Annotated in this window: 27 protein-coding genes; all 27 read right to left on the bottom strand. The window is 46.9% G+C overall.

The window, feature by feature from the left end; genetic code table 11:
* Positions 1-2 precede the first annotated feature (2 nt).
* The 27 genes from AB1K83_RS01070 to fliI all read right to left on the bottom strand — a co-directional run bounded on the left by AB1K83_RS01070 (position 3) and on the right by fliI (position 23,143).
* Positions 3-308, bottom strand: a complete 306-nt coding sequence (locus AB1K83_RS01070) for a hypothetical protein (RefSeq protein WP_413056298.1) — start codon at positions 306-308, stop codon at positions 3-5.
* Positions 305-1,087 (bottom strand): FliA/WhiG family RNA polymerase sigma factor, encoded by a 783-nt coding sequence (locus tag AB1K83_RS01075; protein WP_413056597.1) that lies wholly within the window; start codon positions 1,085-1,087, stop codon positions 305-307. The genes AB1K83_RS01070 and AB1K83_RS01075 overlap by 4 nt, the downstream gene beginning before the upstream one ends.
* A gap of 145 nt (positions 1,088-1,232) precedes the next feature.
* Positions 1,233-1,727, bottom strand: a complete 495-nt coding sequence (locus AB1K83_RS01080; protein ID WP_413056299.1) for a chemotaxis protein CheD — start codon at positions 1,725-1,727, stop codon at positions 1,233-1,235.
* Between the two features lies 1 nt (position 1,728).
* Complete coding sequence (locus AB1K83_RS01085; RefSeq protein WP_413056300.1) at positions 1,729-2,361, bottom strand: chemotaxis protein CheC; 633 nt, start codon at positions 2,359-2,361, stop codon at positions 1,729-1,731.
* Complete coding sequence (locus tag AB1K83_RS01090; RefSeq protein ID WP_413056301.1) at positions 2,351-2,818, bottom strand: chemotaxis protein CheW; 468 nt, start codon at positions 2,816-2,818, stop codon at positions 2,351-2,353. The genes AB1K83_RS01085 and AB1K83_RS01090 overlap by 11 nt, the downstream gene beginning before the upstream one ends.
* Before the next feature lie 17 nt (positions 2,819-2,835).
* Positions 2,836-4,887, bottom strand: a complete 2,052-nt coding sequence (locus AB1K83_RS01095) for a chemotaxis protein CheW (RefSeq protein ID WP_413056302.1) — start codon at positions 4,885-4,887, stop codon at positions 2,836-2,838.
* Positions 4,888-4,899: 12 nt separating this feature from the next.
* Positions 4,900-6,039, bottom strand: a complete 1,140-nt coding sequence (locus AB1K83_RS01100) for a protein-glutamate methylesterase/protein-glutamine glutaminase (protein WP_413056303.1) — start codon at positions 6,037-6,039, stop codon at positions 4,900-4,902.
* Position 6,040: 1 nt separating this feature from the next.
* Positions 6,041-6,907 (bottom strand): MinD/ParA family protein, encoded by an 867-nt coding sequence (locus AB1K83_RS01105; protein ID WP_413056304.1) that lies wholly within the window; start codon positions 6,905-6,907, stop codon positions 6,041-6,043.
* Positions 6,900-8,015 carry a flagellar biosynthesis protein FlhF gene (gene flhF / locus AB1K83_RS01110; RefSeq protein WP_413056305.1) on the bottom strand — a complete coding sequence of 372 codons (1,116 nt, stop codon included), beginning with the start codon at positions 8,013-8,015 and terminating at the stop codon, positions 6,900-6,902. Before flhF ends, AB1K83_RS01105 begins: the two co-directional genes overlap by 8 nt.
* Positions 8,015-10,045, bottom strand: coding sequence for a flagellar biosynthesis protein FlhA (gene flhA, locus AB1K83_RS01115; protein WP_413056306.1), 2,031 nt, complete (start codon positions 10,043-10,045; stop codon positions 8,015-8,017). The genes flhF and flhA overlap by 1 nt, the downstream gene beginning before the upstream one ends.
* Positions 10,046-10,084: 39 nt before the next feature.
* Positions 10,085-11,167, bottom strand: a complete 1,083-nt coding sequence (flhB, locus tag AB1K83_RS01120; protein ID WP_413056598.1) for a flagellar biosynthesis protein FlhB — start codon at positions 11,165-11,167, stop codon at positions 10,085-10,087.
* 4 nt (positions 11,168-11,171) lie between these two features.
* Complete coding sequence (gene fliR, locus AB1K83_RS01125) at positions 11,172-11,948, bottom strand: flagellar biosynthetic protein FliR (protein ID WP_413056307.1); 777 nt, start codon at positions 11,946-11,948, stop codon at positions 11,172-11,174.
* A gap of 4 nt (positions 11,949-11,952) precedes the next feature.
* Complete coding sequence (gene fliQ, locus AB1K83_RS01130; protein ID WP_413056308.1) at positions 11,953-12,222, bottom strand: flagellar biosynthesis protein FliQ; 270 nt, start codon at positions 12,220-12,222, stop codon at positions 11,953-11,955.
* Between the two features lie 26 nt (positions 12,223-12,248).
* A complete protein-coding gene (gene fliP / locus AB1K83_RS01135) occupies positions 12,249-12,923 on the bottom strand; it encodes a flagellar type III secretion system pore protein FliP (RefSeq protein WP_413056309.1) in 675 nt (224 codons plus the stop codon).
* Positions 12,916-13,611, bottom strand: a complete 696-nt coding sequence (locus tag AB1K83_RS01140; protein WP_413056310.1) for a flagellar biosynthetic protein FliO — start codon at positions 13,609-13,611, stop codon at positions 12,916-12,918. The genes fliP and AB1K83_RS01140 overlap by 8 nt, the downstream gene beginning before the upstream one ends.
* A gap of 8 nt (positions 13,612-13,619) precedes the next feature.
* On the bottom strand, positions 13,620-13,982 hold the full coding sequence (locus AB1K83_RS01145) for a response regulator (RefSeq protein ID WP_413056311.1): 363 nt from the start codon (positions 13,980-13,982) through the stop codon (positions 13,620-13,622).
* A gap of 19 nt (positions 13,983-14,001) precedes the next feature.
* Positions 14,002-15,243, bottom strand: coding sequence for a flagellar motor switch phosphatase FliY (gene fliY / locus AB1K83_RS01150; protein WP_413056599.1), 1,242 nt, complete (start codon positions 15,241-15,243; stop codon positions 14,002-14,004).
* Positions 15,236-16,234: a flagellar motor switch protein FliM gene (gene fliM / locus AB1K83_RS01155; protein ID WP_413056312.1), complete on the bottom strand. Its 999-nt coding sequence runs from the start codon at positions 16,232-16,234 to the stop codon at positions 15,236-15,238. Before fliM ends, fliY begins: the two co-directional genes overlap by 8 nt.
* 36 nt (positions 16,235-16,270) lie before the next feature.
* Positions 16,271-16,699, bottom strand: coding sequence for a flagellar basal body-associated protein FliL (gene fliL, locus AB1K83_RS01160; protein WP_413056313.1), 429 nt, complete (start codon positions 16,697-16,699; stop codon positions 16,271-16,273).
* On the bottom strand, positions 16,686-16,907 hold the full coding sequence (locus tag AB1K83_RS01165; protein ID WP_413056600.1) for a flagellar FlbD family protein: 222 nt from the start codon (positions 16,905-16,907) through the stop codon (positions 16,686-16,688). The genes fliL and AB1K83_RS01165 overlap by 14 nt, the downstream gene beginning before the upstream one ends.
* Before the next feature lie 367 nt (positions 16,908-17,274).
* On the bottom strand, positions 17,275-18,186 hold the full coding sequence (gene flgG, locus AB1K83_RS01170; RefSeq protein ID WP_413056314.1) for a flagellar basal body rod protein FlgG: 912 nt from the start codon (positions 18,184-18,186) through the stop codon (positions 17,275-17,277).
* Positions 18,187-18,276: 90 nt separating this feature from the next.
* Entirely contained in the window at positions 18,277-18,657 is a 381-nt protein-coding gene (locus AB1K83_RS01175) for a TIGR02530 family flagellar biosynthesis protein (RefSeq protein WP_413056315.1), read from the bottom strand.
* A gap of 20 nt (positions 18,658-18,677) precedes the next feature.
* Positions 18,678-19,334: a flagellar hook assembly protein FlgD gene (gene flgD / locus AB1K83_RS01180; RefSeq protein ID WP_413056316.1), complete on the bottom strand. Its 657-nt coding sequence runs from the start codon at positions 19,332-19,334 to the stop codon at positions 18,678-18,680.
* 2 nt (positions 19,335-19,336) lie between these two features.
* The gene (locus AB1K83_RS01185; protein WP_413056317.1) at positions 19,337-20,695 is read right to left on the bottom strand and encodes a flagellar hook-length control protein FliK; all 1,359 of its coding nucleotides are present in this window, start codon (positions 20,693-20,695) and stop codon (positions 19,337-19,339) included.
* Positions 20,696-20,737: 42 nt separating this feature from the next.
* Positions 20,738-21,361, bottom strand: coding sequence for a MotE family protein (locus AB1K83_RS01190; RefSeq protein ID WP_413056318.1), 624 nt, complete (start codon positions 21,359-21,361; stop codon positions 20,738-20,740).
* A gap of 1 nt (position 21,362) precedes the next feature.
* On the bottom strand, positions 21,363-21,815 hold the full coding sequence (gene fliJ, locus AB1K83_RS01195; RefSeq protein ID WP_413056319.1) for a flagellar export protein FliJ: 453 nt from the start codon (positions 21,813-21,815) through the stop codon (positions 21,363-21,365).
* Positions 21,812-23,143 carry a flagellar protein export ATPase FliI gene (gene fliI / locus AB1K83_RS01200; protein ID WP_413056320.1) on the bottom strand — a complete coding sequence of 444 codons (1,332 nt, stop codon included), beginning with the start codon at positions 23,141-23,143 and terminating at the stop codon, positions 21,812-21,814. Before fliI ends, fliJ begins: the two co-directional genes overlap by 4 nt.
* Positions 23,144-23,145: the final 2 nt, after the last annotated feature.

Genomic DNA, 23,145 nt, shown 5'->3' on the forward strand with positions numbered 1-23,145 from the left:
AGTTACCCCGTAAAGTCTACGAATGACCCTTTATAAGGGTGCACCGCCTGCTTATTCTCTTCTATTTGTTTGCCACGTTCGCGTTTGTCTGATGAGCTTTCACGCTGTTCAGGTTCTCCGTCCTGATCAAGCTTGGCATATTTCTCCGTCTCCAATACAGTCTCCCGATTCTTGACTGCCTGCTTTTCCGTCTGTGCATTCGCCAAGTCTTGGTTCAGTTGGGATTGCTGCTGTTTTTGCTCCGCGATTTTGCCCGCTTCAAATGTTTTCGGGATGGCAATTTGAAGCTCAATTACTTTTAGACTCATAGGATCCCTCCATCCACAATTTCAGGCGTCAATAGTTTGCGCAGCTTAAAAAGTGCTTTGGAATGAATTTGGGATATCCGTGAAGTGGATAAATTCAAGATCTCCCCAATTTCAGTCAAGGTCATTTCTTCTGTATAAAATAGGTTCAGGACAAGTTGTTCATTGCGATTCAACTCTTTTATTTTTGAAGCCAGGTCGCCGATCAGTTCATTCATCATCGTTTTTTCTTCAGGTGTTTTAGATCTCTCATCTCTTATAACAAACGACTTCTGAGTATCTTCTTCCTCGTCATTCATTTTTTCATCAATGGAAAGGATGTTAGAAAAATAATGCTCATGCACCGTCTGATAGACTTCCTCCACCGGCATTCCGACATGTTCGGCAATTTCTTCAGGCGTCGCATGTCGTTGGAGCTTCTGTTCCAGCTTCGCGATTTCCTCTTCCAACTTTTTAGATTTTTCCCGGGAAGAACGCGGAAGCCAGTCCTCCTTACGCAATCCATCGATAATGGACCCTCTGACACGGAACGAAGCATATGTATCGAACTTCAGATCCCGGCTCGGATCGAATTTCGTTAGCGCATCAAACAGCCCGTTCATCCCAAGACTCATAATATCGTCCCTGGAGACATTGCGGGGCAATCCGGAGCTGATCCGTTGAACATGGTATGTCACGAGCGGAAGATATTTTCGGACGAGCATATCACCTGCATCAGGATCACGATTCTTAATCCAAAGATCCCAACATATCGTTTCCTCCGTCAAATCCTGTTTTGACATCGAATCCCTCACTTTCGATGATGATTCTGTCATAATTGTCTCTCATTATAGCAAATAATAGCACAAAAGCGTAGGGCGCCTGCTTAGCGCCCGGAGTCTGAATGAAACAAAAAAGGGCGACTGAGCCGATCAGCCGCCACCCATTTCAGATTTCCTTCGTATCCGCGTTAACTGTACGCACTTGCAGTTTTGATGTCGAAGGATCAAACTCGATTGTCCGTCCGCTGGATCCGCCTGTGTCTTCTGCAATCAGGGGAATGGACAATCTCTTCAATTCTTTTTTTACCGCTTCCACATTGCGAGGCCCAATCCGGATTGTATCGCTCGAACCGAATTGGAACATTTGCGATCCGCCTGCAATTTTCGCCTTCAGTGACAAAGGACGGACACCTGCTTGTTTCAACATCTCCATTAAAGAATAGACGCCCGTATCCGCAAACTTTGCCACATTGATCTTATCGGACTTACCGAGGCTCGAATCTGGCAGCATGACGTGTAGCAAGCCTGCAATCTTTTTCTTTTCATCATATAACACGACACCGACACATGAACCAAGGCCGGATGTTCGGATCGTATCCGGCTCCGACACGATGTTCATATCTGCTATTCCGACACGAACGACCTTATTTAAGACTTTCATCTCACAGCACACCTAACGAACGGAAAATGGTTATGTAGGAGGATGGATCCGGCAATAAGAAAAAGTGGCCATCTACAACCGATTTCTCGTCCGTTCCCTCTTCCATCATCTGTGTATCAATGACAATTACTTCATCACTATAATGGGACACTTCGATTAACCCAAAACTGACAATAGCCCCAACCATGTCCACGCTAAGCGATGGGACGGTCGGGTAAATCTTCAGACCGGTGAAATCGGATAGCGCCGATAGATAGGAACCCGACAAAATATTGCCGATTTCCTGCATGGCGGAGATCCCCATGTCATTAATAGGATGCGAATTAAAATCGAAACTGTCATCCCCAATCAACCTTCGGATAAAGCGATTAGCCGAATCCAAAGGCAGGACAAAGAACATGCTTCCCGACAAATCACCTTCGATCCGCAGAAAGATGCCCGCCACGACCCTTTCCGCACCGCCCGCCAAGTCGAACATCTCATCAAACGACACTAGGGCCACATTTGGCACATGCATATCAATCTTGCGTCCTAACAATTGGGACATCGAAGTTGCGGCATGAGCCGCACCAATATTTCCGATTTCTTTCAGGACATCCAGATGCATATCGGTAATCGGAGTTTCACCGCTCATCCGAAGACACCCTCTTGATCGGCTCAAGGACTTTTTCTAGATTCAACATGACGAGAAGCCGCTTATCCACTTTGGCTACGCCGGAAATAAAATCGGATTCGACCGTGCCGACCACTTCAGGTTGCGGCTCTATGGAACGCAGAGGGATGTCTAACACATCATTTGCTGCATCCACAATGAGACCCACTTCGAATTCTTCCAGTGAAACAATGATGATTCGTGTGCTGTCATCCATTTCTTTCATTTCCAGGCCAAACCGTTGCCGTAAATCAACGATCGGAGTCACAACTCCACGAAGATTAATGACCCCTTTGACATAAGAAGGTGTCTTCGGGACCCGGGTGATAGAAAGTAGCTTCTCGATAGATTGGACGACATCTACACCGATTGCATATTCCTTGTCCATCAACTGGAAAACAATTACTTTCATTTCTTTTTGCTCTTGCAGTTCAACCATGCCTATGCACTCCCCGCCTATTTGATCAATGAGTTGCAGTCCACGATCAATGCAACTTGTCCATTACCCAGAATTGTTGCACCTGAAATTGCAAATACGCTTTGCAAATAATTCCCAAGCGATTTCAACACAATTTCCTGCTGTCCGATGAATGAATCAACAACCATACCCGCCATCTTTTCCCCTTTACGCACGATGACGACCGATTGGAAACCGTCTGATGCCAGCTCACTATTCGGCATATCAAAAATCTCTTTCAAGTTGACTAACGGAACGATGTTTCCACGGAAATCGATGACTTTCTGATTATGGGCATTCATAATATCTGTCGTTTGGATAATGGCCGTTTCAATGATCGAGGAAAGAGGGATCGCATAGACTTCCTTATCAATTTCAACCAACATAACCGAGATGATCGACAAAGTTAAAGGCAGTTGCACTTGGAATAAAGACCCTTGCCCTTCCTTCGATTCGATCGAAATATAACCGCCCAGCGATTCAATCGTGTTCTTAACGACATCCAACCCTACACCGCGTCCGGACACATCAGAAATCTTTTCCGCTGTAGAGAAGCCGGATGCGAGAATCAATTCGGCCACTTGGCGGTCTGTCATCGAGACTGCCGTTTCTTCTGTGACAAGGCCGTTTGCAATGGCTTTGGCCAATACCCTTTGCCGGTTGACTCCAGCCCCGTCATCTTCAAGCTCTATGAATACATGGTTTCCAGAATGATAGGCGCGCAATGTCACCGTTCCAGTTTCTGGTTTACCTTTCGCAATCCGCTCTTCGGGACTTTCAATTCCGTGGTCCAGCGCATTACGGATCAGATGTACAAGCGGATCCCCAATTTCATCGATGACGGTCCGATCTAGCTCGGTTTCTGCGCCTACGATTTCCAGGGTTATTTTTTTATTCAGTTCACGAGCAAGCTGCCTGACCATCTTAGGGAATCGGTTAAACACCGTTTCGACAGGAATCATCCGCATATTCAAGATAATATTCTGGAGGTCGCCGGAAATGCGGGTCATCCGTTCTGTCGTTTCTGTCAATTCGGGATTGTGCAGCTCACTCGCAATTGATTGGAGCCTCCCCCGATCAATGACCAACTCTTCAAACAAATTCATGAGGATGTCCAGTCGATCAATATTGACCCGGATCGTTTTATTCGTATGCTGGGACGTATTCGACCGTTTACTTTTCTCCACAACTTGCTTTTCGACGACTTCAACTTCTTTTGGCATCTCCGCCGCAGCTTTCACAGCATTTTCTTCTTTTTCCCGTTTATCGTTAATTAAATGCTCCTGTGTGATCGCGTTGACCGTTACGGCTTCGACTTCCGAAACTTTCATCACTTTTGCTTCCAAATCACCCGCTTGTTCTTTCGTCAAAAGGGCGACTGTGAATTGTTCGTCAAATTCCTCATTTTCGAGCTTATCCACACTTGGCACGGATTTGATTATTTCTCCTGATTTTTCCAGTATTTCAAAAACCATGAACACCCGCGCTGCTTTTAGCAAACAATCCTCGCGCAATCGGATTGTTATTTCAAAGGCGCTGAATCCTTGTTCAAATGATTGCCCGATGACGGTCATGTCAAAATCGTCATAGCTTAACGAAATGTCTCGCGGACTACCTACTTCCTGCACGACCGTTGCGGCCGCTTCGGCAGATGCCGGTAAGATGATTCCGCCTCCGGATTCGATACTGTTCAAGGAGCGCACCAATTCACTGACATCTTTTTTCCCCGAACCTCCGGAAGATATATCCAATACCATCTCTTCCAAGTAATCGACCGCTTGAAACACGACATCGAGGATTTCAGTTGTCACACGTATTTTCGCATTCCGAATCGCATCCAACACATTTTCCATTTTATGCGTCAAATCGGCAATATCCTCGTACCCCATCGTTGCGGACATTCCTTTCAACGTATGGGCTGAGCGGAAAATCTCATTAACAATCCCAAGATCTTGCGGATTTTTCTCCAGTTCCAACAAATGCTCGTTACACGCTTGCAGATGCTCTCTGCTTTCTTCGATGAACATTTCCAAATACTGATTCGTATCCATCGTTACGCCCCCTTAAGACTTTAGAATTTCCATCATTGAAATCGGAATATCTTGAACATCCAGGACTTTATCTGCCAACCCGGCTTCTTCTATAGCCCTCGGCATGCCATAGACGACTGCCGTCTTTTCCGATTCCGATATCGTTACCGTTTTGCCATTTTTCCGGAGACGTTCCATTCCTAGTTTCCCGTCATATCCCATCCCGGTCATGATGACTGTCAAATAGTTCAACTCTTCATGTTCTGCCGCCGCTTCCAGCAAAACATCAACGGAGGGACGGTGGCCTTTTCGTGGAGGCACGCTATCATCAAGCCTAATGAAATACTGAACGCCTTTCTTTTCAAACTTCAGATGCTTGCCTCCTGGAGCGATATACGCTACTCCGTTGGAAATCACCTCGCTATCTTCCGCTTCTTTCACCGTTATTTCACTTAATCCATCCAGCCGCTCGGCCAAAGACTTGGTGAAGCCCGGAGGCATATGCTGGACGATCAAAATCGGAAAATCAATCGAGGCTGGTAAACGGGTCAGTACTTCTTGCAGGGCCCGAGGTCCCCCTGTCGATGTACCTATTATAACAAATGTTTTCTCAAATTTGGAAATTCTATTGTGTAAAATATGTGCCGGCTTATTTTGAAAGACCGGCACGGGTGCCTCTTCATCGGATCGAAGTGTATTTTTATATTCTGAAATTGGATCCTGTGGAGTCTTTTCCAAAAAACTTCTTGTCAAATGAGCGATTTGCACCCCAGTAGCCGCGGCGACCTTTCTCAAAAGTTCATCCTTCACTTCATGGAGGTTAAGAGATATGGCGCCTCCCGGTTTTGCTACAAAATCGACAGCCCCATATTCCATGGCGAGCATCGTATTCTCTGCACCTGCCTTCGTTGTGCTAGATAGCATAACGACAGGAACTGGATAGGTTTCCATAATAATTTTCAATGCTTCCAAACCGTTCATGAGGGGCATTTCAATGTCCATTGTCACGACATCCGGCTTCAGTTCCGCAACTTTTTCAATCGCCATTTTCCCGTTCCGCGCCGTTCCGACAACTTCCATGGCAGGGTGTTCCGAAAGGTAATCCGATATGAGTTTACGCATGAATGCCGAATCGTCTACGACAAGCACTCTTTTACGATTGCCAGTATTCATATCAACCACTTCCCTTCGTAAACATCTTTCTCAATTTCCTGAGGAAGCCCTCCCCTTTCTGAGAATCCACTATTGAATGCGGATCAATGAAGGCATCGGCAATTGCCTTCATTCGTCTGGAAATCGGGGCATTCGGATAAAGCAGAAGGAATGGCTTCTGGGCAACGACCGCTTTATGGACCATCGGATCTTCCGGCAGATACCCTAAAACCTTCGTCTCCACCGATAAAAATTTGCGCATCGCAAATTGGAGCCTTGCGGTCGTCTCCGTACCGTCCTCGTCTTTGCCAACCCGATTGCTGACGATATGAAGAGATTTTTCGGGATCTTTCAAGCAGATAAACTTCATCATCGAATAGGCATCTGTAATAGAAGTCGGTTCAGTCGTTGAAATGACGATAATTTCATCTACCGATAACAGCAATTCGATGGAGCGCTGCGTAGCCCCCGCCCCCATATCGAACAAGATGACGTCGTATTCCTTCTGGAGATATTCGAACGCTTCCAATAGGCGGTCAAACATTGCTTCCGACCATTCCATGACAGAATCCAGTCCCGACCCACCGGATATGAATGCCAATCCTTCTGGCACTTCATTCATGACCTCGTCCAAGCTTCTTGTCCCCATCAAGTAATCTTTTAAACTATAGGACGGGGAGACCCCCAATAAAATATGGATATTTCCCATGCCGATATCCATATCGATGATAATCACTTTTTTTCCTTTCATTGAAAGAGCATAGGCAAAGTTCGTGGAAAAATTAGATTTTCCCACTCCGCCTTTCCCGCTGACGATAGCAACGGATCGAGCTAGGCTTCCTTGGGATTTGAGCATTTTCATTCGCAACGACTCGGCTTGATCACGCATGAGAAGCCCCCTCTAACAATAAGGAAATCAACCTTTCACGGTTGGCTTCTACAATATCTTCCGGAACTTCCTGGCCATCCGTGAGATAGGCGGTTCCAATACGATACTCCATCATCAAATTGAACATCGCTCCAACCGAGCCTGTCTCATCCACTTTGGTAAAGATGAATTTTTCGATTGGGAACGAGTTGAACTGTTCCACAATGGTTTTCATATCCTCTTCTTTGGAAGTCATGGAAAGGACTAGGAATGATTCCATATCCAACGAAAAATTAATCAGCCGTTTCAAATCGTCGACAAACTTCGACTCTTTATAGTTGCGCCCCGCAGTATCTATGAAAATGAGGTCCCGATCTTGCAATTTCTCAAGCGCCGCCTCGAAGTCCTGGCTGTTATACGCAACTTCGACAGGGGCCTGCAATAAATTCGCATACGTCCGCAATTGTTCGATTGCCGCAATCCGGTACGTGTCCGTCGTGATAAAGCCAATTTTCCTCTTTTTCTCCAGGAGGGCCCGAGCTGCAATTTTCGCGATAGTCGTTGTTTTCCCGACACCGGTAGGCCCGAGTACGTTAATATATTTCTTGTTGAATGAAATGCCGCCGAACGGCAAGCCGGCAAGCTCCTGTTCCAGCTGCTCCTTGACAAAGTCCAGTTGCTCATCAAGCGAAAAATCCCTCTTCTCCTCTTTCATCCGGCTGAATAGCTGTTCTCCCAAATGTGCCACTACCGTGGAAGAGAGCCCCTGTCTTTCGAGATGGGAGAGGAGCGGTTTCAGTTCATCCGGCAAATTGGAGTGGACTGTAGACTGTCGCATCGCATGTAACATCTTTTTCATTTCATTCATTTCTTTCTTCAATTCCAAAGCGGTCTTATCCTCTTTTTCATGACGGGCTGGGATAGGTACATCCGGTAGACGTTCCAAAATTGGGCTCGTAGGTTCATCAAAGCCTGCCACTACTTCGACAGAGGTTTTCTTAAATAGCCCTAGGAATCCCTTCGATTTCACGACGTTCGAACTGAGGATGATGGCATCATCCCCAAAATCATGACGAACTTTCTTCATTGCCTCCACCATCGTATCGGCACTATATTTCTTCGTTTTCATCAAATATCCACCACCCCGACACTTTGGACTTCAATGGAAGCTTCCAGTTCATTGTATGATAAAATCGGAATTTGAGGGAAATACCTTCCAGTAATCTGGCGCAAATACATTCGCACTGCCGGCGAACAAAGAATGACCGGCGATTGGTCAAGTAAAGCGACACGTTCCACTTCACGTGCGATCGACTCCAATATTTCCTGGGAATGTTGCGGATCGATTGATAAATAATTGCCCTGCTCTGTCTGTTGGATATTATCCGCAATCATTTTTTCCACTTTTCCCGAAACCGTCAACACTTTCAATGAATCCCCCGATGCGGCGTATTGGTTTGTGATTTGTCTTGCCAACGACTGCCTGACATATTCCGTCAACAAATCGACATCGGATGTATACTTCGAATAATCGGCAAGCGTTTCGAAAATGATCGGTAAATTCCGGACCGACACATGCTCGCTTAGCAACTTGGCAAGCACCTTTTGGATTTCTCCAATCGACAATGGAGTCGGAGTCAGTTCGTCCACGAGAATCGGGTACGTTTCGCGGACATGGTCGACCAGCTGCTTCGTTTCTTGGCGACCAAGCAGATCAGCCGCATTGGCGCGAATCACTTCAGTCAAATGAGTGGAAACGACGCTTGGCGGATCGACAACCGTATAGCCGAGAATCTCAGCCTCTTCTTTCACGTCCTCGGTAATCCATTTCGCCGGAAGGCCGAACGATGGCTCGATCGTGTCAATTCCCTCAATCGAATCATCACCGCCCGGGCTCATGGCAAGATAATGATCAAGGAGAAGTTCTCCTCTTGCCATTTCATTTCCCTTGATCTTAATGCGGTATTCATTCGGTTGCAGCTGTATATTATCCCGAATGCGGACGACCGGAATGACAAGCCCCAACTCAACCGCTAACTGCCGTCGGATCATGACGACCCGGTCGAGCAAGTCGCCGCCCTGTGTCGCGTCGACGAGAGGAATGAGCCCATAACCGAACTCAAATTCAATTGGATCGACATTCAGAAGGTTGACGACATTTTCAGGACTTTTCAATCCTTCCGTTTCCACATCTTCTTCCATTTCCAACAGTTCCTCTGGATCCTCTTCCACTTTGCGGGACATCATGAATGCCCCTGCTGCCAACAAGCCGGCAATCGGAAGTGTCAAAATATCATTGATCGGTGTCGCCAAGCCGAGTAGCAATACGGTACCCGCCGCTACATATAATAGTTTCGGCTGGCCGAGAAGCTGGTTCGTAATGTCGCTTCCTAAGTTCCCTTCCGAAGCAGCACGCGTCACGACAATACCCGTCGCAGTTGAAATTAAGAGTGCCGGAATCTGAGAAACGATTCCATCCCCGACCGTCAGTTGGGAAAAGAGCGTGGCAGCTTCCGCGAAGGGAAGTCCCATCTGCGCGACTCCGATGATCATCCCGACGAGCAGATTGATGATAACAATGATGATCCCGGCAATGGCATCCCCTTTGACGAACTTCGTCGCTCCGTCCATCGCCCCGTAGAAATCCGCCTCATTACTGACTTTTTCCCGGCGCATTCGCGCTTCCGTTTCGGAAATCATGCCGGCATTCAAATCAGCATCGATACTCATCTGTTTTCCTGGCATCGCATCGAGCGTGAAACGCGCTGCAACTTCCGAAACCCGCTCAGCACCCTTTGTAATGACGATGAATTGGATGATGATGAGGATGACGAAGACAACAAGACCGACAATGACATTTCCGCCGGTTACGAACGTCCCGAATGTCTCAACGACGCCGCCCGCATCCCCGTTGCTTAAAATCGCTCTCGTCGTTGAGACGTTCAGTCCAAGACGGAATAACGTCAGCAAGAGGAGCAAGGACGGGAATATGGAAAACTGCAATGCCTCCTGCATATTCATTGAGGTCAAGAGAACGAGAAGAGCAAGAGTGATATTGATAATGATCAAAAAACTAAGAAGCCAAGGGGGTAACGGGATGACAAGCATCGCAACGATCATAATGACCGCTGCGAGCACACCTATATCTCTGAACTGCATGTCATCCCCACTTTCCATTCATTAAAATACAAGGTAATACTAAATCTTCCGTTGGATCCGGTACACATAAGCTAAAATTTCCGCGACCGCTTTAAATAGCGACTCAGGGATCCGACCGCCGATTTCGACCTCATCATACAATGATCTCGCGAGCGGGCGGTTTTCCACCATGACCACATCATGTTCTTTAGCGATCATCTTGATCTTCTGCGCGACAAAATCGACACCTTTCGCCACGACGACCGGCGCATCCATTTCTCCATCGTCGTACTTCAGGGCAATGGCATAGTGTGTCGGGTTGGTAATGACGACATCGGCATGCGGAACTTCCTGCATCATACGCCGCATGGCCATTTCCCTTTGCCGTTGCTTGATCCGCGACTTGATGAGCGGATCACCCTCTGAGTTCTTATGTTCATCTTTAATATCCTGCTTGGACATCCTGAGATTTTTTTCATAATCATATTTTTGATACAAAAAGTCCAAGATCGCAATGAACAATAAAACGAAAGAAGCTGCAATCCCCATGATCGCTGCAATTTTGCCGACAGTCGCCATCGTGAACCACGGATGCTTGAAGGCTAAATCTAAAACCTTGTCCAAGTTCATGACGAGGATCATCGTGGTGACTGAACCGATAAAGGAAATTTTTAAAATCGATTTCATTAATTCGACAAGAGCACGAACGGAGAAGATCCGTTTGAACCCTTTGATCGGGTCAATTTTCTTCAAATCAAATTTCAATGGCTCTGCTGTGAACAATAACCCGAACTGGATGAGATTTCCTACGACACCGGCGACGACAGCTATAAGCATGACCGGAAGAAGAATGAAGGCCATCTCTTTGACGATTTCGACATAAATCAACATTGTCCTGTCAATATCCAACTCCTGATGTATTGGGACATAGTCAATGAACGCTTTGTCGAAAAACATGAAAAAGCGGTCCCTCATAAATCCTGCAGCGAAAAACAGGAAAAGGAACACGGAGAGAAGGACAATCGCACTTGTAACGTCCTGACTTTTTAAGACCTGCCCTTTTTTCCGGGAATCCTGCCGTTTCTTCGGTGTGGCCTTTTCTGTTTTTTCTCCCGCAAAAAATTGGAGATCCAGCTGCAACATCAATTCAGCCACCCCCTAAAATGACCATTAGATCCCGCATGCTGACAATCATCATGTCGAAGAGTTTCTTCATGACCGCCACCATAACGTTCATCATCACAAACAGGATGAGGAAACTGACACCGATTTTGATAGGAAAACCGACAACAAAAATGTTCAATTGCGGAACAGTCCTTGCAGTGATTCCAAGTGCAAGATCGACAAGAAAAAGGGTCGCAACAATCGGAATGGCCATTTGAAACGCGATGGCAAACGAAGCGGCAAATGTCTTGATGACGTATTCAGCAGTACGGCCATCCCCGAACGCCGGCCATATTTGGTCAATCGGCAAAAAACGGTAACTATGATAGATTCCGTCCAACAGCATGTGATGGCCGTTCAGTGCTAGTAGCAACAAAATGGCAAGCGCATTGAAAAACTGGCCAAGGAGCGGGGATTGGGCACCGGTTTGCGGGTCAATCACGTTGGCGATGGCAAAACCCATCTGAAAATCAATGAACCCTCCGGCAATCTGGATAGCGGCCATGATGATATAAGCAATGATTCCAATAAACAAGCCGATCATCGCTTCTTTCATGACCAACAATAAATACGTCCCGTCCATTTCCAGTCCCGGCACTTCCACCGTATAAACGAGCATCCAGGCAAGCAAGGCACCGAAGATAATCCGATGAGTGGTCGGGATGGCACGATACGAAAAAAGCGGAAGCGTGACAAAAAAGGCGGTAACCCGGGTGAAAACAAGTAAATAGGCAGCAAACGAAGGCACTAGCTCATTCATTTAATCACCCGATATACCGTACGAGATTATCAAAAATATCCGCTGCAAATGTTGTCACATGGGACAACATCCACGGACCGAAGAAGACGATGCCGACCAGGACCGCAATAATCTTCGGGACAAAAGCCAACGTCTGTTCCTGGATCTGGGTGGTCGCTTGGAAAATACTGACGGCGAGCCCTGTCACAAGCGCTACGATAAGTAAAGGACCGGAAGTGAGGAGGATGACCCAAATTCCACGTTCTGCAATTGCGATGACCATTTCTCCTGACATGCCAAACCTCTCCTATCTAAGACGCGCTAAAAACTTTGCAGCAATGATTTGATGATTAAATACCAACCATCCACTAACACGAACAATAATATTTTAAAAGGCAATGAAATCATGACAGGCGGTAACATCATCATCCCCATGGACATGAGGACGCTGGCCACGATCATATCAATCACGAGGAACGGGATGAAAATCATGAACCCCATTTGAAATGCTGTCTTCAGCTCGCTTAATGCAAATGCAGGAACGAGCATGGTCAAGGGGATATCTTCCAAGGTCTCTGGCCGTTCCGCCTCGTTATAGCGTAAAAATAATTCCAAGTCTTTCTGGCGAGTATGTTGGCTCATGAATTCCTTGAACGGGATGCTCGCCTGCTCATATGCCTCTTCTAACGTGATCTCTTCAGCGAATAGCGGCGCCAAGGCCGTTTCATTCACTTCCTGGAATGTCGGGGCCATAATGAAAAATGTCAAGAACAGGGCTAAACCGACTAGCACTTGGTTCGGCGGCATCTGTTGAGTCGCCAACGCGGTCCGGACGAAGGAGAGCACAATGACAATCCGAGCAAAGGATGTCATCAATATAAGGATGGCAGGTGCAAGAGACAGAACGGTTAAGAGGAGCATCAATTTGATGGATGTCGAGACATTGCTCGGATCACTATCCGAAAAGAACTGTACGAAAAGTACAAAATCATTCATCTGGGTGGCGCTCCTTTTCTGTCAACCGGCGAATCTGCCGTTTCCTTTCTTCTTTCATTTCTTCCAATCTCGCTTTGAACTGGTCACTGAAATCCATTTCCATTTCAGCACTATTCTCATGGTCATGCGTTTTTTTCCTTCCGGTCACCTTGTCCAGCAAGCTTTGAAGGAGGCCCGTGGTGGCTACAGTCGGACCATCCTCATAAAAGGACAGCAGACTCTCGATTTCCTGCGGATCCGTGATCTCTTTGAGCAGGCGGATGTCTTCGCCCACGCCGATCAGATAATAGGACTCACCGACTACGACGAGCTGAATTGACTTCTGCTGGCCAAGGGAAAGACCACCGAGGTTTTTCATCAATCTTGTCTTATCGTACATTCTGTTTTTCCGGTTCATGAACTTCAACACGGCAAACAGTAAGCCAACAACGAATAATAACGCAAAAAAGGTCTTTATGTAATCCCACGCAGATAAACGGACAGCTGCCCCGTCTTCCGTACGGTCGGCAGCTGGCTCTTCACTATTCATCTCCACTTCCACTTCTTCTCCGGAGTCTTTATCATAAAAATCCGAGACGGTCGTATTCGGACTTGTTTCGGCATGAACCGAAACTGCGGGAGCAGAAGTCAAAAGTGTAACGATTAGGAGAATGGCGAACCCGATTTTCCGAACAATCATCGATTTCATACAATCCATTAACCTAAAGCTTTTTGAATGGCTTCGACAACCCGATCCGCTTGGAAAGGCTTGACGATGAAGTCCTTCGCTCCTGCTTGGATGGCGTCAATGACCATCGCTTGTTGTCCCATCGCGGAACACATGATGATCGTAGCGGAAGGGTCTTTCTCTTTGATTGCCTTTAATGCTGCAATCCCATCCATCTCAGGCATCGTGATATCCATCGTCACCAGATCCGGCTTCAATTCCATATATTTTTCGACAGCTTGAGCTCCGTCGGCCGCTTCCCCGACTACTTCAAAACTATTTTTAGTTAAAATGTCCTTGATCATCATCCTCATGAAAGCTGCGTCATCCACAATTAATATGCGTTTACTCATTCTCGTTTCCCCCCGCTAATTATCGTAAGTTATTTAATCGTTCTACTTGACTTAAAATATCTGTAATCCGAACGCCGAAGTTTTCATCGATGACAACGACTTCCCCTCTGGCGATATGGCGATTATTTACTAGAATATCCACTGGTTCACCGGCCAGTTTATCGAGTTCAATGATCGATCCGCTCGACATTTCCAAAATTTCTTTGACCGACCGTTTCGTCCGTCCCAGTTCGACCGTCACTTGCAATGGGATATCCAATAGCATATTCAAGTTATTGGACTCCCCTTGGCTTAAGGAAGGACTCTCAAAACTGGCAAACTGGGCCTGTTGCACATGGACCGGTGTCTGTTGCCGCATCGGAGGCTGCTGTGGAGGCGCTTGTGCAAAAGACGGATCATACGAAGGCTGCTGCGGCATCGCTTGTCCATACCCTCCATGTGTAGAAGAGGGATACGGCTCTTGGTACGGAGTCGGTGCCTGTTGTGGAGGTGCCGACGGTTGGGCTGGCGGTGTTGTAGGCTCGGCAGGCGGTGCCATTTCTGCAACAGCCGCTGTTTCCTCCTCCGCTTCTCCACCAACCAACGAGGCGACCAGGCTCTTTCCGAAATGCAACGGAAGGAGCTGCATAATGTTGGAATCGATCAAGTCGCCCACTTTCAAAGTGAAAGAGACTTTGATCAATAAATCGTCCTGCGGGAGATTTTCCGTCCCTTTTTCCGACTGGATGTCCATCAAATCAATGGAAGGAGGTGAAATATCCACTTTCTTATTGAAAACGGTCGACATGGACGTCGCCGCAGAACCCATCATTTGATTCATCGCTTCCTGTACAGCGCTCAGGTGGATTTCACCGAGGGACTCATCCGGATTCAATCCATCCCCACCGAGCATAAGATCCGCGATGATCGCTGCGTCACTCTGCTTGATAACGAGTAGATTGACCCCGCTTAAACCTGCAGTGTATTCCACTTTAATGGCAACATACGGATGGATGAATTCCTCTTCTAGAAGGTCGCGAGCCACCACCGAGATGGTCGGTGTCGTAATATCCACTTTCTGTCCAAGTAATGCGGACAAAGCAGTCGCTGAGCTCCCGAAGGAAATATTTCCAATCTCCCCCAAGGCGTCTTGTTCCATTTCGTCCAAGTAATCGGATGTTTCGATACTGTCAGGGGACGGGGCAGCATCCGCTTCACTTTGTATCGGCTCTCCGCGCAAAAGCGCTTCGATTTCTTCCTGTGAAAGGATATTATCACTCATCATCTTCGTCCCCTCCAATCATGGTTTCAATTATTTGAATCGCCAACCGGTTTTTAAAATGCCCCGGTTGCGCTTTGAATTTTGGCAAATCGCCGACTTTCACGGTGAGCGGTTCATCAATTTTTTGATCCAATGAAATGACATCACCGGTTTGCAGATACAGGAATTCTTCTATCGTCATTTGGCCCTTACCCAGTTCCGCAACGACTGGCAACGGTGCCCGTTTCAACCGGTATTCGAGCTTTTCACTCTGTTCCGGCGTCGGTGCTTTAATATTCGATTGCATCCAATAGCGGACAGAAAGGTTGGGTACAATCGGTTCCAAAACGACATGCGGTATACATATATTAATCATGCCACTCGATTCCCCGATGACGATATTAAAGGAAATGACAACGACCGTTTCATTCGGTGAGATCATTTGCAAAAACTGTGGATTCATTTCCATATCGGCAAGAAATGGATCCATGTCAATGATACCGGACCAAGCTTCCCGATAGTTATCGAAGGACCTTTCAAACAGATTGGTCATGATCTTCGTTTCAATCTCGGTCAAATCGTCCCCTTTTCCGGGACTGTCGCCCACCCCGCCCATGAGGCGCTCCAACATTGAATAGGCGATATTCGGATTGACTTCCATCAAAATATTTCCATCGAGAGGAGGAACCTCAAAAATATTGATCAACGTCATATTCGGTATGGAGCGGATGAATTCCTCGAATGGGATCTGATCGGCCGAAGCGACGGTAATCTGAATATACGTCCGCAGCTGGGCCGAGAAGTAGGTCGTCAACAAACGAGCAAAATTTTCATGGATGCGCGTCAAGCTGCGGATCTGGTCTTTCGAAAACCGGAGGGCGCGTTTGAAATCATACACTTTGACCTTCCGGGTCTCTTCTTCTTTTTTCATCTCTTCAGCTGACATTTCCCCTGTAGACAACGCGGACAACAACGCGTCTATCTCATTTTGGGATAAAATATCCCCGGACATATGGCCACCTCCCGGTTGTAGTGTCAGGCGTAACGGTTATTGAATGATATACGAAGTGATGTACACCTTTTGCACTTCGCCTTCCTGCATGAGCGGGTTCAATTGGGATTTCAGCGCATCTTCGAAGGCCTGTTTCCCCACTTTCCCCTCCAGGTCCTTGGAAGTCATTTCGGACAGTTCCTGGATGACGGTGTTCTTCACTTGGAATTCGCGTTTCGTTAATTCTTCCGCAGCTTTTTTATTGTCCGTCTGGATTTTCAGGGAGATCCGGATAAATTGGCGTCCTCCCAGATTGGTCGTGATTTCGGGGACATCGACCGATGCCTCGATAATTTCATCGATGGTCGGCTCTTTTTCATTCCCATCGTCTTTCAATTGCATAACAAGAATGAGAGCCACCACACCGATCAACGTAATACAAACTAGAATGATAAGGGATATGGTCAACACTTTATTCTTCATCATGGTCACCTCGGATATGCGGGTTCGACAACAGCTGGACCGCCTTGTAAAATTCGATGATCCGGCTGTTGACGTCTTCAGCCGTATCCAGGACAACATATTTAGACCCCGTTGTTAGGGTGATGGTCGTATCCGGAAACGTCTCGACCTTTTCTATGTAGAGTGCGTTCAGCGTGAACGTCGTGCCATTCAGGCGTGTCACTTGAATCATATGTAAGGGGCCGGGCATCAAGAGCCGGCCCGACCCTCCTTTTTGCGTGGAACTATTATGGTATAAAAATAAAGCTTCTGGCACCGGATTTCCGCTTCAGGCGGACGCTTTCCGCGGGCCTCTAGGGTGCCTGGCTACTGACACCATTCGCGGTCTTTGCGAATTGTGGCAGTACCTGGCATCCCGGAGGAGGAAAACAGTGTCTTCTTCTATACCCGCTTCGGCGCTGGGGCAGGCCTCCGTCCATAAGCCAAGCAGCACAACCCGCTACTTGTCTTATGGCTCCGGCTTGCCCGGCTAAGGCGCCTACGCTGGTTGTAGGCTATTAGCAAAGATTTTACTAATCTAACAGCCTAGCAAACAGAGATTATCGTTTCAAGTTGACGAGTTCTTGAAGAATCTCATCGGAAGTTGTGATAATACGAGTGTTCGCTTGGAAACCACGTTGGGCGACGATCATTTCGGTGAATTCTTCTGAAAGGTCAACGTTCGACATTTCTAGGAAGCCGGATTCGACTTTTCCAATTCCTGCCGTGGTAGCAATCCCTTCCACAGCATCACCGGAATTGGAAGTCACTTGAAAATTGTTTCCTCCAACTTTTTCAAGTCCACCTGGATTTGGGAATTTAGCCATTAACAATTGTCCTGCCCATCTAAGTTCACCGGCTGCATTGACAAATGTAACCGTCCCGTCTTGTCCAATACTCATTGACTTTGCAGTAGTTGGTATAATAATTGGTTTGCGATTATCCGGATCTCTATAATCCTCAGCTTCAAAGTCTTCATCTATTAAAATACCTTCTGTATCCTGGTTCTCTGGTGTAGCAGAATATCCTACCAGGTACATACCATCCGAATTTACCAAGTAACCTCTACTATCCATATAGAAGTTACCTGCCCTTGTATACAGAGGATCTGATGTAAACTCATCTTCATCTAAATTATTTAAATCTGTAGATGCAGTAGATACCTGAAAAAAACCGTCTCCAGAAATCGCTAAGTCTAAAGTGTTTCCTGTAAATTGAGTAGAGCCTCCTGAATGAATAGTATCAATTGCAGCTATTTGTGACCCTAAACCAACTTGTTTAGAATTAACGCCTCCGCGTGTTTCGGTAGCGGCTGAAGCCCCCGCCACCGTCTGTGAGATCAAGTCTTTAAAAACCGTTCGTCCCTTTTTAAACCCATAAGTATTCACATTCGAAATATTATTACCAATCACGTCTAGTTTTGTTTGGAAGTTTCGTAGTCCTGAAATTCCTGAGTACATTGAGCGTAGCATGTTTGTTTTTTCCCCTCTCGGATTGTAAGATGTATGGCCTCATTCGGTCGGCCATACGATGGCATCCTCAGTCGGAGGTCCTGCCATGTTTCAACTAAGCACGATGGTGCCGTCGATGTTGGTGAATAGTTGGTCTTTCGCTTCCATGCGGTCCATCGCTGTGATGACGGTTGAGTTTTTGGCACTGATGATAAGTGCGGCTTGGTCCATCAAGACGAGCGATTCTTTGATTCCCTTCCGTTTTGCCTCGTTGACCTTGTCTGTGATGTGCGCCCATTCGGCATCCGTGATCTGGATGTTCCGTTCATTCAAGCGTTCCGTTGCATGCTTGCTGATTTTCAGTTCAGCCGGCTGCACGGCTTGGTTCAAATGTTCAAGGAACGTTTGCTTCGGGCTTTGGACTGGTTGCATCCGTTTTCCTTGGCGGATGAGCGGTTGCGATGGAATGCGATGGATGTTCAATTTGTCCATACGATCACTCCGTTTATCATTTATTGACTGATAGATGTAAAGCTGTTCCCCTCGATGCGACTTCCATCATCTAGGATATATTGTAATTTGCCATCTTTATTGGATACGGATGTGACAATGCCCGTCACTTCTTCCTCCCCGTCCATATAGCCGACTTTCTTGCCAATGAGCATGCTGGCTTCTACAAGACTGTTTGCTGAACCTCCCGAGCTTGCGAGCACTTCGGAAATATTCCCGGGCGTCAGCTCCTTGCCGTCCTGCATGGTGAATACCGCAGAACCATTTACGAATTTGACCGAAGCGATCATACCAGTGCCTTCATTGACGACCGGCTTGCCATCTTCTCCTGTTTTCTCCGTGATTTCATGCCATTTGACCTGCTTGCCGACAAAGTTGTTGTACTGGATCAATTGGGTCTGATTTTGGGCTTCTGCAAATTTCTCAAAAGCTTTTGTCAGGTTCATAGTCTGTTCCAACGCAGAGAACTGCGCCATTTGTGCAATAAACTCGTTATCTTTCATGGGATTCGTAGGGTCCTGGTTTTGCAACTGGGCAATGAGCAGTTTCATGAAATCATCTTTCCCAAGAGTTCCTTGGCCCGTTTGCCGTTCATCCCGCTTTTTATTAATTAAATACATCTCACTCGTAATCGGTGATTGTCCATCGATTGTTGCCATGTTTATACCTCCAGCTCAATCATGAATTCCTGGAATGACATCTCTTCTTCGCCGGATTGCTGTTGTTGTTCTTCCGACTGTTGCTGTTCCCGTTTAAACTGTCCATTGAACGCGTTCTGGTCACGTTCCCCCCGGTTGGATTCCTGGATCGTCTGCGAAATATCGAGTCGGTCCAATTGGATGTTCTGATGGGCGAATGCCTGCCTCAATTGGGCTTGTTGGCTATCGAGCATCTCTTTCCCTAGCGCGGTAGATGCAAGTATTCGTGCCGTCATGATGCCGTTCGTTTCCAACAATTCAATCCGAACTTGTCCCAGATGCTCCGGATATAATTTAATAAGAAGCCGGTTTGTTCCGCCGGCCTGGCCGAGGTTCGCTCTTCTCATGATCGCCTGCATTTCTCGGAGCAATGTTTCGCTCCGGGACGAGCCCCGATTCTCCAGTTCAGAGATAGCAAACTCACCTTTGGCGGATACCTGAGCGTGTGCACTACTTACTGCGGTTTGTGCTGCTTCTTTCTTCATATCCGATTGTCCGGATTTTGAATTTTCATTTTCTCGACCTGACATCGGTTGGCTTGTTTCTGTTGCGGAAACAAATCGCATCGTCTGTCTTCCATCGACTAATTGTACCATGCTATTGTTATTAGTTACATTCGAATTTAGAACATTTTCGAAACGTTCCCCAGCTAAATTCAGGTAATTCCCTAATGAAAAGACATCATGTTCCTGCTTTAGCACTAAATCGGTTTTCGGTGCTATTAAAGTGATGCCTTTCAGCAAGACCAGCAACTCAATAGCCTGCTGCTGCGAAACAGTACCTTTTCCACCCAACGAATCAGTTAACCTTTCGAAGAATTGAGGCGCAACTTGATCGATTGCCGCAAGTATCCCCCAAACATCATCCGTTTCTAGGAGCTTCTCCACTTCCGATTCATTGATGCCAGCCTGTTTCAATAAAGTGTGCAAGCCTTCCATAAGCTGTTCTGGTTGAATGTCGAGTGCATTTATAGTCCCACTAATGTTCCCTAAATAATCTAATGTCTCAGTTGTAGTTTTTGTACTATCTTCCGACAAAGCCATTATAGTACAATTGTCTTTTTGATCTAATTCCTGAAGCGCTTGTCCCAGTTCCTCAACAGAATTTGCATTGAAAATTGCAAGGATGGTTTCATCTGGCACTTGTTTTCCTGATTGGTTCAAAACCGGATTTACCGCAACCGCGTGATTAGGAGAAACACTGCTAAACACTGACCCGAATGTAGCACCAGCAACACTCGTGGCTGTCCCAGTCGTTTTTCCAGCTTGTGAGATATTTCCTACATTCATGCTTGCCATCGTTTGAATTACGGATAGATTCACATTTTCACCACCTTTCGATTCAGAGTATAGCATTTTTATCCATCACTCTGCCATTGTGGAGTCCGTCATCATGGAAGTATATTTTGCAGCATCCGCCGGCTCCATCTTTTCTAATATCGGTGCGAGTGTGTCTGGTTTCAAGCTAGTTAGTATGCGAATTGCTTCGGCATCGCTCATTTTTGTTATGACAGGTGCCGCTGCCTTGGCGGACATTTTTTCGAATGTCGAAACGACTTCCTTGAAACTGCGTTTGGTGTCGTCTTTCTCTCGGACTAAAGCCGCTATTTCATCCAAAAGCTTTTCCTGTTCGGCTAATAGCTTTTCTTTTTCTTCTTCGGATTTATCCAGATCTTGCTGTAGGCTGAAGAGCTGCGCTTCCTTTTCCTGTATTTCTGCCTGCAAGGAAACGACGCGGTCTTCCAACAATAAATCTTCTCCTTCGGCTTCTTCATCATCCGCACTCTGACTAATGAAAGGGATTTGTCCAGACCATTCTTTTGCTTTATCAAAGACGTTGATATCCGCAAACTTTGCGATGATCAAAATCACCGCTGCCGCAAATAGGAGGGGAATGATAAACCAGAGTAATAAAACTTGGAAGATTCCCGGTTTTTTTTCCGGGTTGACTCCGGATAATTCAGTTGTCTCTTTCTTTCTTTTTGCCACTTTACCACCCGTTTTCCTTTTTGCGGTACTTCAGCGTCGATAATTCATCGAGCTGCATCGCCTCGAGATGCTCCATCTCGGCGCGATGATGCTCCCGATCCTTTTCCCTCATTTTTTCAAACTTCCGGACTTCCAAATTTTTTTCCAGAAGTTTCTCCTCGTACCAATTCATCTTTATGCGTGCCTGGACTACTTCCTGTTGGATCTCAGATATCTTCATTTCCATACTTTCAATGAATCTGGCATAGTGATGAATTTTGTCGATTGAGAAACCGGTCATCATTTTATTCTGTTGCTCTTCGACGACATCCTCTTTCTTTTTGAGCATTTCATATAATTGTGTCGCCACTCGCTCAAATTGTTGGACCGAATTTTTATATGCGCTTTCCGTTTCGTTCTTTTCCTGTTCACGGTATGTGAGCACTTTCTCAAAACGATATTGGTACGGCTTCACGATGTACCGCCTCCTGATGCCAGGGCTATCAGTTCCTCAATACTTTCTTCCATTGAAATATTATCTTTGTAACTCTGTTTCAGGAATCCAGTGATGAGCGGTTCGTAGTCGATTGCACGGTCAATCTCTTTTGATGTGCCCCGCTTATACGCACCGATGTTGATCAAGTCTTCCGATTTATTATAGGTATAGTAGAGTTCCCTTAATTTTTCAGCGGATTGGACATGTTCCGGGCTGGCGATATGATTCATGAGCCGGCTGACACTTTTCAGTACATTGATTGCCGGATATTGTCCTTTATTCGCCAATGTCCGATCCAGCACGATATGGCCGTCCAGGATTCCCCGGACCGCATCGGCAATCGGTTCGTTCATGTCGTCCCCATCGACGAGAACGGTATAGAAAGCTGTAATGGCACCGTGCTCGTTTGTCCCGGTCCTCTCCAACAGTTTTGGCAGGATGGAAAAGACAGATGGCGTATAACCGCGCGTCGCAGGCGGTTCTCCGACGGCCAACCCGATCTCCCGCTGTGCCATAGCGACCCGGGTGACGGAGTCCATCATCAACATGACGTTCATGCCTTTATCGCGGAAATATTCCGCAATGGCTGTCGCAGTGAAGGCGCCTTTGATACGCATAAGCGCCGGCTGATCGGAAGTGGCCGCCACGACAATGGTCCGTTTCATCCCTTCCGGTCCGAGATCGCGATCGATGAATTCCCGGACCTCCCGTCCCCGCTCCCCAATGAGCGCAATGACGTTCAGATCTGCGGTCGTATTGCGTGCAATCATCCCGAGCAACGTACTCTTTCCAACACCGGAACCCGCGAAGATACCGACCCGCTGGCCGTTCCCCACTGTAAGCATCGTGTCAATCGCTTTAACGCCGACCGCCAGTTTTTCGTCGATTGTCGGACGTGTCAACGCATTCGGCGGATCTTGCTCGGTCCGCACGGATGTCAAGCCCTTCGGTAACGGTTGGCCGTCAATCGGCTGCCCCATCGAATCGAGCACTTGTCCAATAAGGTTCATCCCCACCTTCACCTCCAGTGGTTTCCCTGAACCTTCCACGAGGCAACCGCTGGAGATGTCCCGGATGTCCGTATAGGGCATCAATATGACTATCTCATCACGGAATCCTACGACTTCAGCGAGAATGACGGCTTCTGGGCCTCCATGCCTATTCAAATGGATACGGCACACATCGCCGATCGAGCTTTCAGGCCCTTGCGATTCGATCATTAAGCCGACGACCCGGATGACTCGTCCAAACTTTTTGAAAGTCTTTATTTTAGGAATGAATTCGGTCAACTGTTCTGCCTTTTTCATCG

It is taken from the genome of Sporosarcina sp. 179-K 3D1 HS (assembly GCF_047228905.1).
Lineage (GTDB): Bacteria > Bacillota > Bacilli > Bacillales_A > Planococcaceae > Sporosarcina.